This is a genomic window from Rhodococcus sovatensis (assembly GCF_037327425.1).
GTDB lineage: Bacteria > Actinomycetota > Actinomycetes > Mycobacteriales > Mycobacteriaceae > Rhodococcoides > Rhodococcoides sovatense.
Genome location: NZ_CP147846.1, coordinates 3,866,798 through 3,880,065, shown reverse-complemented (window position 1 = coordinate 3,880,065; position 13,268 = coordinate 3,866,798). Strand labels below are relative to the sequence as shown.

Annotated in this window: 9 protein-coding genes and 1 CRISPR repeat array (1 of these 10 cut by a window edge); all 9 genes read left to right on the top strand. The window is 62.9% G+C overall.

What is annotated here, in order from left to right:
- Window positions 1-58 precede the first annotated feature (58 nt).
- The 9 genes from ligD (at window position 59) to cas2e (ending at window position 10,309) form a co-directional block, all read left to right on the top strand.
- Window positions 59-1,012 carry a non-homologous end-joining DNA ligase gene (gene ligD / locus WDS16_RS17950; RefSeq protein ID WP_338886552.1) on the top strand — a complete coding sequence of 318 codons (954 nt, stop codon included), beginning with the start codon at window positions 59-61 and terminating at the stop codon, window positions 1,010-1,012.
- A 494-nt stretch (window positions 1,013-1,506) separates the two neighbouring features.
- Window positions 1,507-4,212, top strand: coding sequence for a CRISPR-associated helicase Cas3' (cas3, locus tag WDS16_RS17945; RefSeq protein ID WP_338886551.1), 2,706 nt, complete (start codon window positions 1,507-1,509; stop codon window positions 4,210-4,212).
- Complete coding sequence (gene casA / locus WDS16_RS17940; RefSeq protein WP_338886550.1) at window positions 4,209-5,822, top strand: type I-E CRISPR-associated protein Cse1/CasA; 1,614 nt, start codon at window positions 4,209-4,211, stop codon at window positions 5,820-5,822. Before cas3 ends, casA begins: the two co-directional genes overlap by 4 nt.
- Window positions 5,819-6,475, top strand: coding sequence for a type I-E CRISPR-associated protein Cse2/CasB (gene casB, locus WDS16_RS17935; RefSeq protein ID WP_338886549.1), 657 nt, complete (start codon window positions 5,819-5,821; stop codon window positions 6,473-6,475). Before casA ends, casB begins: the two co-directional genes overlap by 4 nt.
- 6 nt (window positions 6,476-6,481) lie before the next feature.
- Window positions 6,482-7,618, top strand: coding sequence for a type I-E CRISPR-associated protein Cas7/Cse4/CasC (gene cas7e / locus WDS16_RS17930; protein WP_338886548.1), 1,137 nt, complete (start codon window positions 6,482-6,484; stop codon window positions 7,616-7,618).
- Entirely contained in the window at window positions 7,615-8,307 is a 693-nt protein-coding gene (cas5e, locus tag WDS16_RS17925) for a type I-E CRISPR-associated protein Cas5/CasD (RefSeq protein ID WP_338886547.1), read from the top strand. Before cas7e ends, cas5e begins: the two co-directional genes overlap by 4 nt.
- Before the next feature lie 2 nt (window positions 8,308-8,309).
- Window positions 8,310-8,981, top strand: coding sequence for a type I-E CRISPR-associated protein Cas6/Cse3/CasE (gene cas6e, locus WDS16_RS17920; protein ID WP_338886546.1), 672 nt, complete (start codon window positions 8,310-8,312; stop codon window positions 8,979-8,981).
- A 3-nt stretch (window positions 8,982-8,984) separates the two neighbouring features.
- Entirely contained in the window at window positions 8,985-9,944 is a 960-nt protein-coding gene (gene cas1e / locus WDS16_RS17915) for a type I-E CRISPR-associated endonuclease Cas1e (protein ID WP_338886545.1), read from the top strand.
- Window positions 9,938-10,309, top strand: coding sequence for a type I-E CRISPR-associated endoribonuclease Cas2e (cas2e, locus tag WDS16_RS17910; protein ID WP_338886544.1), 372 nt, complete (start codon window positions 9,938-9,940; stop codon window positions 10,307-10,309). The genes cas1e and cas2e overlap by 7 nt, the downstream gene beginning before the upstream one ends.
- A 51-nt stretch (window positions 10,310-10,360) precedes the next feature.
- A CRISPR array of direct repeats spans window positions 10,361-13,268; the repeat unit is 29 nt; unit sequence GTGCTCCCCGCGGACGCGGGGATGAGCCC (it continues 7,806 nt past the right edge of the window).

Below are 13,268 nucleotides of genomic sequence, written 5' to 3'. Positions count from 1 at the left end.
CCTTCGGCAGTACCCGAATAGTGCGGATGACAAGCCTGCCGTCACCTAGGCTCGGTTCATGGCCAGTAGCTCACCTGCGATCGAACTACCGGTCGGTGACCGCATCGTACGGATCTCGAACCCGGATCGGGTGTACTTCCCCGAGAGTGGGGCAACCAAGCTCGATCTGGTGAACTACTACCTCAGCGTCGGTGACGGCATCGTGCGCGCCCTTCGGGAGCGCCCCTGCATGATGCATCGCTTCCCCAAGGGTCTGGCAGGGGAGAAGGTGCACCAGAAGCGCGTGCCCAACGGCGCGCCGCCGTGGCTCGAGACCGTGCGGGTCACGTTCCCGCGCTACAACCGCACGGCCGACGAGCTGTGCGTCACCGAGTTGGCACACGTGGCCTGGGCAGTGCAGATGTCCACTGTGGAGTTTCATCCGTGGAACAGCCGACGGGCCGACGTCGAGAAGCCGGACGAGTGGCGCATCGACCTCGATCCGATGCCTGACTGCCCGTTCGACCGCGTCCGACGGGTCGCAGGTGTCGTGAAAGACGTGCTCGACGATCTCGGTGCGGTTGGATGGCCGAAAACCTCGGGCGGACATGGCCTGCACATCTACGTGCGAATCGACCCGGTGTACGGCGTCAAGGATGTACGCAGGGCCGCACTGGCTTTCGCCCGCGAAGTAGAGCGTCGCGCGCCGGAGGAGGTGACCACGACGTGGTGGCGCAAGGACCGTGACCCGACGAAGCTGTTCGTGGACTACAACCAGAATGCTCGCGATCACACCATCGCCAGCGCCTACTCGGTCCGCGGAAATCAGGAAGCCACCGTCTCGACACCGATCTCCTGGGGCGAGATACCCGACGTCGATCCGCTCGAGTTCACGATCTTCACGGTGCCGGCCAGGTTCGCCGAGCTGGGGGACCTGCACGCGGGCATAGACGATGCGGTGTTCTCGATCGAGCCGCTGCTCGAATGGGCCGAGCGCGACGAGCGCGAAGGGCTGACGGAGCCGGAGGAGTAGCTGGACGGTCTTAGGACTGGCTAGCCGAACTCGAAGTCGTGTACAGATTTCGGCGGATCTTACGCATAACTTCGAGTTGGGCAGGGGAGGGGAAGTCGGTCCCGGACTCGACGGCGGTGTGATCGAGCAGCGAGGCCCATCCCGTGCTGACCGTGTCGGTAGACTGTGTGTTGTGTTACCTCCCGCCTAGGACGTGGGATAAACCCTTGGAGGGTTGGTTGATTGCGTACTCCCCGCGGATACGGGGTAGATGCGGTGTCCGTGCTGTAACTTGCGTACCTTACATAACTTAGAAGTTTGATTCATAGGCCGATGATGCTCGTCAACTCCTCGGTGGAGTAGCTGCGACCTGTGTGCCGAGGCTGTCGTACGCCGGACGCGGTGGAGCGCCTCGCGACACGGCGTGAAGGTGGAGGGCGGTTGCACGGATCGGGGGCATGCGTTGTCTACGGTCACTTGAATCGGACAAACCGGGGGGTCCTGTGGTCAGTGGCATGTTGTCGAGTGCTTGGGCGAAATTTCGATTCGATACCGACGAGTCGCTGTCGCTGGTTCGCCACAGTGAGGATGCGGCTGCAATTGCAGCGCATCTGTGGGATGACTGGCTTCCGGCCTCGACCAAGACGTTCCTCTCCGGCGGAGCGTCCGAGGTCGAGACGCGGGCATTGGCCCAATGGCTCGCTGGGACTCATGACGTCGGAAAACTGTCGCCCGCGTTCGCAGTGCAAGTTCCGGTGCTTGCGGGCCAGATGCGCGATGCCGGCCTGAAGATGCGCTCAGAGATATTATTTCGCACCGAAGTGCCCCACTCTCTGGTGAGCCATCGTGCGATCCGAAGCTACTTCGAAGCTCGCGGGTGGGGTAGAGGAGTGGCAAGTTCGTACGCGGTAGTCGCCGGTGGACATCACGGTGTACCGCCAGCCCTCGCGCAGCTCCGAGATGACGAATTGCCGCGCCACTACGGCGGTCCGGAGTGGCGCACTACGCGCAACGAGCTGATCGGCCACGTCTCTGAGCTCACCGGGGCAGATCAGTTCTTCGACTCTTGGAGGGAGCATCCTCTATCGCCCCAGCAGCAGGTCCTGTGGACGGGGTTCGTGATCGTCGCCGACTGGATCGCCAGTAGCGACTACTTTTCGTTGGGACATCGCTCAGAATCCGTCGAGGAAGCTGCCGCTGCGTGGAACAAGCTCGATCTTCCGCCGCCTTGGCGGGCCGCACCGCCGTCGACAATCGATGAACTGGCCCATGCTCGGTTCGACCTCCCTGCGGGGGCGTCACCGAATTCGGTGCAGAGGGCTGTTGTTCAGGCCGCCCGAGAAATGGCCGAGCCTGGGCTGGTGGTCGTGGAAGCACCTATGGGCATCGGGAAGACGGAGGCGGCGCTCGCGGCATCGGAATACTTGGCCGAGAAGTTCGGCCAGGGTGGGGTTCTCGTCGCGTTGCCGACGATGGCAACCTCCAATGCGATGTTCAGGCGGGTGAAGCACTGGATCGAGCATCAGGACCCCGACGCGGTATCGAGCCTGACGCTCGCCCATGGGAAGGCCTCGCTCGAGGATTCGTACCGCGGGTTGATGCGACGGAGCCAATTCACCGACATCGGTCGCGACGTGGTGGTGGGCGACAGATCGTCTACGACGGAAGTCATTGCTCATCACTGGTTTTCAGGTCGCAAGAAAGCACTGCTGGCGGAATTTGCAGTGGGTACCATCGATCAGTTGCTGTTCGCTGGCCTCAAGGCGCGGCATCTCGCGTTGCGTCACCTCGCGCTGGTGAACAAGGTGGTAGTCGTCGACGAAGTTCATGCCGCCGATGTCTACATGATGCAGTATCTGATAAGAGTACTCGAATGGCTTGGCGCATATCGGGTCCCAGTAATTCTTCTCTCTGCTACTCTGCCCGCAGGCCAGCGTATTGCATTGGTCAACGCATACGAGAAGGGCCGCGGATGGAGCGGTGACGATGTTCAACTGGCCGGCGACATCGGCTATCCCTCAGTAACCGTTGTCGATGGCACTCGCCGGGTGATCCAGGTCGAATCGACGTCGTCGCCCGTCACTGTCGAGATCGAGAGACTCGACGACGGTATCGGCTCGTTGGTCGCGAGATTGCAGCGCGACCTGGTCGATGGCGGTTGCGTGGGAATCGTGCGGAATACAGTGCGACGCGCTCAGGAGACCGCTCGTGCCTTGGCCGAGCACTTCCCTGGTTCCGTCATTCTGGTCCATTCTCGATTTGTCGCGCAGCACCGCGCTGATCTGGAAAGTCGGCTGGTCTCGGAGCTCGGCAGGACGGGCGGGCGGCCGCACCTGCGAATTGTCGTTGGAACGCAGGTCATCGAACAATCCCTCGACGTGGACTTCGACCTGATGGTCAGCGACCTGGCACCCGTCGACCTGCTGTTTCAACGAATCGGCCGACTTCACCGACATTCTCGGGGGCGTCCTGCAGCGCTGTCCGCTCCGCGGTTGCTGATTGCGGGGGTTGAAGAGTGGTCGGACGAACCTCCTCAGGCTATACAGCAGTCACGCGGAATCTACGGAGACCTCCACCTGATGCGCGCGCTCGCAGTCCTGGCTGGCAAGAATGCAGTGACTTTGCCGTCGGAGATTGCCTCACTCGTACAAGCTGCGTACGACGACAACTTCACGTGGCCGACGGGGTGGGCTGACGCGGGAGCGGCGGCGGAGACTGCGTTCCGAGTGAAGGTGGCCGAACTGGAAAGCCGCGCGTCGACCTGGCGAATTTGGCAACCGTCGGAGAACCCGACGCTGGTCGACTGGCTCAAGCAGAACGTAGGGGAGGTAGATGACGCTCGGGGGCAGGCGAAGGTCCGAGACACAGAGGAGGGTGTCGACGTTCTGCTCACGAAGTCTGTCGGTGGTCAGGTGTATCTATTGGACCAGTGCGGAGGTGGGCCTGTCGGCACAACGTTTCCACCGGAGGATGCGCTCGCGCGGAGGGTTTTGACCGGATCGGTCAAACTTCCTCGCGAGTTCACCCATCCAGGGATAGTCGACCAAACGATCGACCTGCTTGAGCGGCAGATGTACGGCGGATGGCAGGAGTCCAAATGGCTTGCAGGCGAACTAGTTGTGGAGCTGGACGGTGAAATGGCGACGACGCTGCTTGGGTTCGATATCCGCTACGACCCAATCGAAGGACTTGTGGTGAACAGAAGCAACGAGAAATCATGACAGCGACTGAGGTGTCCTTCAATCTGGTAGATGAACCGTGGATACCCGTCCGAGCTGTGGACGGAAGTTCTCACGCGATGTCGATCGGTGGTGTTCTTGGTGGTAGTCGGCGCATAGCGGCGGTGTTGGGTGACGTCCCGACGCAGGCGTTCGCGATCCAACGACTCCTGATAGCCATAGTCCGTCGCGCTGTTGAGTGGGGTGACGATCCCGTCGGTACCTGGACACGAATCTGGGACACAGGAGCCCTTCCTGCCGAGCAGATCGAGCGATACCTCGCCGGAGTCCGGACGCGATTCGACCTACTCGACCCCGTCGAGCCTTTCTACCAAGTGCCGAGTTTCGAGTCCAACAAGGGTGATTACAAGCCGATTTCGTTGCTGATCAGCGACGTACCATCGGGTGAGAAGTACTTCACCACTCGAGCAGGATCGGGAGCATCGACGCTGAGCCTTGCCGAGACCGCAAGGTGGGTTGTCCACTGCCAGGCATTCGATTTCTCCGGAATCAAAACTGGGGATCCGCGAGATCCCCGGACAAAATCCGGCAAGGGATACCCGATCGGGGTGGCATGGGCGGGCCAGTTGGGTGGGGTTCTTTTCGAGGGACAGAGTCTGTTCGAGACGCTGATGCTCAATACCGTGGTCAAGACGAGCGATGCTTCTACCGTGCTGGCCCAGGACCTGCCGGTCTGGGAACGACCTCACTGTGGTGTCGGTGAACGCGTGGATGGACCCCCTTCCGGCCCTGTCGATCTGCTCACATGGCAAAGCCGTCGCATCCATGTCAGGTACGAGAACCGATTCGCAGTCGGCGTACTGGTGGGCAACGGCGACCCGATCCAATCGCACAACCGTCAAGCCTTCGAGTTCATGACTCGCTGGCGTTTCAGCGAGGTGCAGTCCAAGAAGTTCGGGGAACCTCGATACTTCCCCAAGACTTTCAGCCCGGACCGTGCCATGTGGCGGGGCATGGAAGGACTGCTGGCGGACACCGCTCCTGCGCCGGGAAAGACAAAGGATCTTGCACCGGGTACGTCGGACTGGTTCGACCTCCTCCTCGGGCGCGGCGTGCTTGCGGGGTCCGATGTTGTGCGTCCCCATGCATTTGCACTCGAGTACATCACCCAATCAAGTGTGATCGGTGCTGCCGTCGACGACTATCTGCAGCTACGCGTCGCTCTGTTCGGACGGACCGGCAGTCACCGGCAGTACGCAGCGGATGCCGTCAAGGCGGCGGATCGGGCGGTGGCAGCTTTGGTGCAACTGGCCGGAAATCTGGCGGAAGCGGCGGGTGGTCCGGCTGACGGTCCTCGAAGCACCGCACGAGGGCGTGGGTTCTTCTTACTGGACCAGCCATTTCGGCGGTGGGTCGCAGACCTCGGTATGTCCGAGGACATGGAGGATTTCCTGGACAACTGGCAAGAACAAGTTCGATCCATCGTCTCGAACGCGGGACGTGAGTTGATCGGAGATTCCGGGACGGCGGCTTTCCAGGGAAGGTTGGTCAGAGATCGTTGGCTCGATTCCGCGATCGCGTCTGGCTTCTTCTGGAGTGCACTTCGTAAAGCGCTGCCTAATGCTTTCGACAGTGAGAGGAAAGCTTCATGATTGAAAAACAGTCGCACACAACCCGCGACGAGTCCTTGCACAAGGCTGTGATTGGCCGAATCGGCGTCATTCAGGCCCGGCGCGGCGACGGCTTCCGACACCCGGACATAGATGCGCGTTTGGCGCGGTTGCGTCGTGCGGTGTTGGCCGAACCGGGTACTGTGCCTGAGATATGGGACGACACTGTCGGATCCCTGCCGGACGGTCTGCGATTCGGAGAAGGGCCGTCCCAGTGGGAATTCGCTGTCCATGAGGCGATGACGCTGTATGCCCTGCATCAGCAGTCCAAGGAAGCGCCTGTTCACAAGATTGGTGTATCCCTGGGAACAGCGGTTCAGAAACTTGTGCCCGCGTCGGAGCGCGACAAAGCCAATCCACTTCGTTCTAGGTTTCAGGCCGTGTCGCTTGCGCAGACGCGTGCCGGAGTTACCCATCACCTCCGATCGCTTGTTGCCTTGTTGCGGGCAGCAGATGAGCCGCTGGACTACGGCAAACTAGCCATCGACCTGCGGCAGCTGCAGGATCCCGTGCTTGCTCCGTACGTCCGCCTCCGTTGGGGACGAACCTTTGCGCGCGTAGCCAGCACCGAACCTGATGCAACACCCAATTCTCTACAAAACGGTTCTTCGACGACCGACTCTGAAGGGGCTTGAAAAGGTATGACCTACTTGGATATTCACATCATTCAGTCTGTGCCGCCGAGCAATATAAACCGGGACGACACGGGCAGTCCCAAATCGGCAACTTACGGCGGTGTTCGACGAGCACGAGTGTCGAGTCAGGCGTGGAAACGGGCTACGCGCAAGCGATTCAACTTGACTCTGAGTACCAGCGACATCGGACACCGAACAAAACGTGTGGCCGATCTCCTCGGCGAGCATATCGTTGGTGTCGACCAGGGTATTGACAAGACCGAGGCGCAACAGCTGGCCAGCGGCATACTCAAGGCTGCCGGAATCAAGCTGGCGACACCCAAACCCGCGAAGGTCACCCCCAAGGACGCGCCACCGCTACCCGACGAATCGGGATACCTGTTGTTTCTCAGTGCAGGTCAGTACCAGGCGCTAGCAGAAATGGCTGTCGCTGCCCGTGTGTCAGAGGGCAAGCTCGATGCCAAGGCAGTGAAGGCGGTGCTTCAGTCGAAACACAGCATCGATATCGCACTATTCGGTCGGATGGTGGCCGATGATGCAGAACTCAACGTCGATGCCGCAGCGCAGGTGGCGCACGCGATCAGTGTTCAAGCCGTCGAGCAAGAGTTCGACTACTTCACGGCCGTCGATGATGCTCAGGAGCGGGACCATGAGACCGGTGCCGGAATGATCGGTACCGTCGAGTTCAACTCGTCCACCTTGTATCGGTATGCCAACGTGAATATCGCGGGGCTACTGAAGAATCTCGGCGACTCCGCGGCGACGGCACGTGCGGCGGCCGCCTTCGTCGAGTCGTTCGCATTGTCGATGCCGACGGGAAAGCAGAACACTTTCGCCAATAGAACGGTCCCTGAAGCCGTTGTTGTGTCCGTACGTGACGATCAACCTATCAACCTCGTCGGCGCGTTCGAGAATCCGATCTCCAGATCGGAAGGTAGCAGCGTGGTCGAATTGGCGTCGACACAGTTGGTGAGCCGATACAACGACATTGCGCAGGTGTATTCAGCTCCGTCGAAGACCTGGGTAGTGGCGGTCGGTGACGCATCGGAACCACTGGCGGTGCTCGGCGATCGTATCCCCGTCGCACAGTTGATCAGTGAGATCGAGCAAGCGGTGCAGCTCAGTATCGGTGAGTCACGTTGACCGCATTGTTGATTCGCCTAGCGGGTCCGATGCAGGCATGGGGAGCGTCGAGTAGGTACAGTCGGCGCGATACAGAACAAGAACCTACCAAGAGCGGAGTGCTCGGCCTGTTGGCGGCAGCGCAGGGATTGCGTCGCACGGACGAACTCGCGCATCTAGCCTCGCTGAAATTCGGTGTGCGAGTCGATCAACCTGGTTCCTTGCTTCGCGATTTTCAGGTTGCCCGAAGCCTTGATGGGAAGAAGACGTTCCCGCTGTCGTACCGCTACTACTTGAGTGATGCCGTTTTCGTTGCGGGAGTGGAGGGGGAGTCTTCCTTGATCGAAGCTCTAAGCAGCGCATTGAAAAACCCGACATTCCCGCTCTACCTAGGCCGTAGATCGTGCCCACCGAGCTTCCCACTACTGCTGCGCACTTCTGATGAGTCACTGGAGGAATCGCTTCGACGCTTCCCCTGGCAGGCAGCCGAGTGGTACCGCGCGAAACAGGCCCCGCGAGTCGCTCTCCGAATCGCGTTGGATGGCATGGACGGCGTGGAAGGGGACATGGTCAAGGACGTCCCTGTCAGCTTCGATCCTAGGCACCGTCGCTACGAATGGAGGACCGTGGTGGATGAGAGAATGGACGTTGAAAATCCTTCGAGCCGAATTCGTGGACACGACCCTATGGCAGCACTCGGAGGATCCTGATCATGTACCTGTCGAAAATGCCTCTCAACAGGCGCAGGCGTGGTGCCGTCAAGCTGCTGTCCTCGCCACAAGCCATGCATGCCGCGGTTCAGTCGGCATTTGCTCCGGGATCCTTCGTCGAGTCGGAAGGGCGGGCTCTGTGGAGGGTCGATGAGTTGGGCCGCGATGGCATTGCTCTGTACGTGGTCAGCCCGGTTGAACCAGACTTGAGTCATGTTGTGGAACAGGCGGGATGGCAGACCGGTGAGATGTGGAAGTCCGTCGAGTATGGAGGCTTCCTTGCAGGCTTGCGGGCGGGCCAGCGCTGGGGGTTTCGGTTGCGTGCAAATCCCGTTCACAGTGTTTACAAGTCGGACAAGGCCTGGGGAGACACGAAACCCGTCGCACATCTGACGGTCAAACACCAGCAGACATGGTTGCTGGACCGGGCGGCGAAGTGCGGGTTTGCGATCCCTGACGGCCCGCAACACGAGGCCGCGTTGCGGGTCGTCGATCGTTCGACCTTGAAGTTCAACAAGGGCGGCCACTCCGTGACGATCGGGACTGCTACGTTCGAAGGTGTGCTGCAGGTCGAGGACCCGGTGCTGTTGCGTTCAGTGTTGACGAATGGACTGGGTCGCGCGAAGGCCTACGGATGCGGATTGATCACGTTGGCTCCCTTGGGAATAGGCTAGCCGATGGGAAACGTTCCGGGTCCGCCACCCACGAGACCGAGTGAGCTTGTTCGCGTCGCTGATCGAATATCGTTCATCTACTTGGAGCGATGCACCGTGCACCGCGACGGCAATGCCATTACCGCGACAGACGAGCGCGGCGTGGTGCATATTCCGACGGCGTCCATCGGTGCTCTTCTCCTCGGCCCGGGGACCCGGGTGACGCACCAGGCGATGGTCTTGATGGCAGAGTCCGGGTCCACGTGTGTGTGGGTCGGGGAGCAGGGTGTGCGGTATTACGCACATGGTCGTCCGTTGGGCAGAACAAGCAGGTTGCTCGACGCTCAGGCAAGGGCAGTGTCGATGCGGGACTCCAGACTGGCCGTTGCTCGCGCGATGTATGCGATGCGGTTCCCTGGTGAGGACACCTCGGAGCTCACGATGCAGCAACTACGAGGTAGGGAGGGAGCGAGAGTTCGGAAGAGCTATCGGGAGCATTCTGAACGAACCGGAGTGGAATGGGTGCGTCGGGATTACGACCCGAACGATTTCGCCGCTGGCGATGAGGTCAACAAGGCGCTGTCGGCGGCAACAACCTGCTTGTATGGGATGGCGCATGCGGTGATCGTGGCCTTGGGTTGTTCGCCCGGGCTCGGTTTCGTTCATACCGGACATGATCGATCGTTCGTTTACGACATCGCAGACCTGTACAAGGCAGAGTTTGCGATTCCGGTAGCGTTCGATGTTGCCGCGGAGCAGGTGGACGATGTAGCCGCGGTAACTCGCAGGAAAATCCGGGACTTGATCTACGCGGAGAAGTTGTTGCCGCGATGCGCGCACGATGTCAAGGCGCTGCTTGTTCCTGGCGATGAGGATGAATCGACGGAATGGGAAGCCGATGTCGTGTATTTGTGGGATGACAAGACCGGGGCCGTGGCCAGTGGGCAGTCTCACGACGAGACAGATTTCGACGTCCCATGGTGATTCTGATCGTCACCGCGTGTCCAGCCGGCCTGCGCGGCCACCTCACCCGCTGGCTGCTCGAGATCAGTCCCGGGGTCTTTGTCGGTGTCCTGTCGCGACGGGTACGAGAATTGCTGTGGCAGCGTTGCATTGAACTGGTCAAGGACGGACGCGCAATCATGGTCTTTCCCGCACGCAATGAGCAACGGTTGGATTTTTTGGTTCACCGACACGAGTGGGAACCAGTGGATATCGACGGGGTCTCACTCGTTCGTCGACCACACACCGGCGAGTCTCTTGACTCGGCTGCGAAGCCTCGAGCGGGCTGGAGTAAGGCGAGCCGGTACCGTAAGGCGCGGGCACGTCAAAATCGGCCAGACGCGTAGGAAGTGATTCAGAATCACACTTCGATCAGGAATTTCCCCTGGTCAGCAAGAGTGCTCCCCGCGGACGCGGGGATGAGCCCAAGCGCGCCAGTGCCGGGCCGCGCTTGCTCTTGTGCTCCCCGCGGACGCGGGGATGAGCCCGGTTGATCATCCAGCTCACGGCAACAATGGTCGTGCTCCCCGCGGACGCGGGGATGAGCCCTCCTCGTCGTTGACTCCGACGTTGACCCGGGCGTGCTCCCCGCGGACGCGGGGATGAGCCCGGGTCGGCCGCGGAGTACCTCGTGTCGCAGGGGTGCTCCCCGCGGACGCGGGGATGAGCCCTGTTCCTTCGGGTACATCGTGCCGAGCTCGATGTGCTCCCCGCGGACGCGGGGATGAGCCCCACGACGGCGCGATGCCCTCGATGGTCGCGGTGTGCTCCCCGCGGACGCGGGGATGAGCCCACGACGAATCGCGTCGAACGGGGATGGCTCCCGTGCTCCCCGCGGACGCGGGGATGAGCCAACGTGTCCTCGGGTCCGACGGATCTGGTCCTCGGGTGCTCCCCGCGGACGCGGGGATGAGCCCGTGGTGACCACTTCCTCGTCCATTCGATACATGTGCTCCCCGCGGACGCGGGGATGAGCCCGGGTCCGGGAACACACCGGAGCAATTGGCGTTGTGCTCCCCGCGGACGCGGGGATGAGCCCGGACCGGATCGGATGATGAGATTCGCCTGTGCGTGCTCCCCGCGGACGCGGGGATGAGCCCCGATTCTCAGCCGCACTCGAGCGCGTCGGCGGGTGCTCCCCGCGGACGCGGGGATGAGCCCGGACCCGGTTGAACCAGGTCGGCAGTCTTCGGGTGCTCCCCGCGGACGCGGGGATGAGCCCCGATGAAATCGCCTGCGGTGTCACCGAGCAGTGTGCTCCCCGCGGACGCGGGGATGAGCCCGCGCCGGGCAGGTTCGCCTTCTTCATCTCGGCGTGCTCCCCGCGGACGCGGGGATGAGCCCGTGAGGACGGGTCGGTCGGTTGGGTCATGGTGGTGCTCCCCGCGGACGCGGGGATGAGCCCGAGTTCGAAGGCCGCAGCCTGTTCGGGATGCCGTGCTCCCCGCGGACGCGGGGATGAGCCCGCCGGTCAGCGGGCCTTCGAAGGGGATGTCGAGTGCTCCCCGCGGACGCGGGGATGAGCCCTCAACGCCAATGGCATCGCCACCCTCGCGAAAGTGCTCCCCGCGGACGCGGGGATGAGCCCGAGCAGCTCGCGAACTACGACAACCGATCCGGGTGCTCCCCGCGGACGCGGGGATGAGCCCACGAGGACGTCTGGCTTGATCTCCGATTGCAGGTGCTCCCCGCGGACGCGGGGATGAGCCCACCCGCAGCAAGCGCGCAATGTAGGTGCGCAGGTGCTCCCCGCGGACGCGGGGATGAGCCCACCGGCACGGTCACGTTCGAGCCGGTCGGCGGGTGCTCCCCGCGGACGCGGGGATGAGCCCCCGGCAGTGAGGAGCGGGACACGTTCGTCCTTGTGCTCCCCGCGGACGCGGGGATGAGCCCGGGCTCGCCTGTCAGGCATTCCGTTCGGGGTGGTGCTCCCCGCGGACGCGGGGATGAGCCCGGCGCGGCGACGGGCTTTGCAGTTGCATGGGAGTGCTCCCCGCGGACGCGGGGATGAGCCCGGTCCGACCGTGAACACACGTAGTCACGGGTAGTGCTCCCCGCGGACGCGGGGATGAGCCCGTCCGCGAGTTCGCCGACTGGTCGCTGTATCCGGTGCTCCCCGCGGACGCGGGGATGAGCCCGCAGCCGAACTCGCACGCCAGATCGGCATGAAGTGCTCCCCGCGGACGCGGGGATGAGCCCAGTTCCATCGGAGTGTCCGGTGGCAACTGCACGTGCTCCCCGCGGACGCGGGGATGAGCCCAGCCGACGCAGTCAGAACATCGACACCACTGAGTGCTCCCCGCGGACGCGGGGATGAGCCCGGGTGGCCGATGTATGGGTCTCGTCTGCGATGGTGCTCCCCGCGGACGCGGGGATGAGCCCGATGTAGGGATCGAAGGGTTCTTCGCGCGGATGTGCTCCCCGCGGACGCGGGGATGAGCCCTCGGAAACAGGCTGCTCCCGCCCGACCCGGACGTGCTCCCCGCGGACGCGGGGATGAGCCCACCACCGCCCGAGGAGAAGCTCTGACCCTCTAGTGCTCCCCGCGGACGCGGGGATGAGCCCAGGGTTTCGACGTCGGTGCGAGAGTGCGCGATGTGCTCCCCGCGGACGCGGGGATGAGCCCGGCAAGAGGCGCAATACCGAGCCGACCTCGAAGTGCTCCCCGCGGACGCGGGGATGAGCCCTGATGGACACCCTCGCGCAGCGAATCACCAACGTGCTCCCCGCGGACGCGGGGATGAGCCCGGGGAATTCGGATTCGGCAGGACGGACCTCGCGTGCTCCCCGCGGACGCGGGGATGAGCCCCACCAGTGCCCTTGCCCCTGGTCGCCAATCCGGTGCTCCCCGCGGACGCGGGGATGAGCCCTCGAATTCGACCCCGGCGCTGCGTCCGACGAACGTGCTCCCCGCGGACGCGGGGATGAGCCCGCGGCCGACTATGATATGGACGCGCTTCTACGGTGCTCCCCGCGGACGCGGGGATGAGCCCCCTGCCAGGCACGCCGCCCAGTGTCGGTAACCGTGCTCCCCGCGGACGCGGGGATGAGCCCTCGTCGGCCGTGGATGCGGTGAGAGCTGATGAGTGCTCCCCGCGGACGCGGGGATGAGCCCGACAACGTGTGGGTCGCGAAGGCGAACGGCGTGTGCTCCCCGCGGACGCGGGGATGAGCCCGTACGTACGAACGTACGAACGAACGTAGATACGTGCTCCCCGCGGACGCGGGGATGAGCCCACGTCGAACGGGCCACCGGACAGTTCGACGACGTGCTCCCCGCGGACGCGGGGATGAGCCCAGGACCGT

Excerpts from the sequence above, each read along its gene's own strand:
- cas3 (WP_338886551.1), top strand. The coding sequence starts at position 1,507 with ATGTTGTCGAGTGCTTGGGCGAAATTTCGATTCGATACCGACGAGTCG.
- cas1e (WP_338886545.1), top strand. The coding sequence starts at position 8,985 with ATGGGAAACGTTCCGGGTCCGCCACCCACGAGACCGAGTGAGCTTGTT.
- cas6e (WP_338886546.1), top strand. The coding sequence starts at position 8,310 with ATGTACCTGTCGAAAATGCCTCTCAACAGGCGCAGGCGTGGTGCCGTC.
- cas2e (WP_338886544.1), top strand. The coding sequence starts at position 9,938 with ATGGTGATTCTGATCGTCACCGCGTGTCCAGCCGGCCTGCGCGGCCAC.
- ligD (WP_338886552.1), top strand. The coding sequence starts at position 59 with ATGGCCAGTAGCTCACCTGCGATCGAACTACCGGTCGGTGACCGCATC.
- cas7e (WP_338886548.1), top strand. The coding sequence starts at position 6,482 with ATGACCTACTTGGATATTCACATCATTCAGTCTGTGCCGCCGAGCAAT.
- casA (WP_338886550.1), top strand. The coding sequence starts at position 4,209 with ATGACAGCGACTGAGGTGTCCTTCAATCTGGTAGATGAACCGTGGATA.
- casB (WP_338886549.1), top strand. The coding sequence starts at position 5,819 with ATGATTGAAAAACAGTCGCACACAACCCGCGACGAGTCCTTGCACAAG.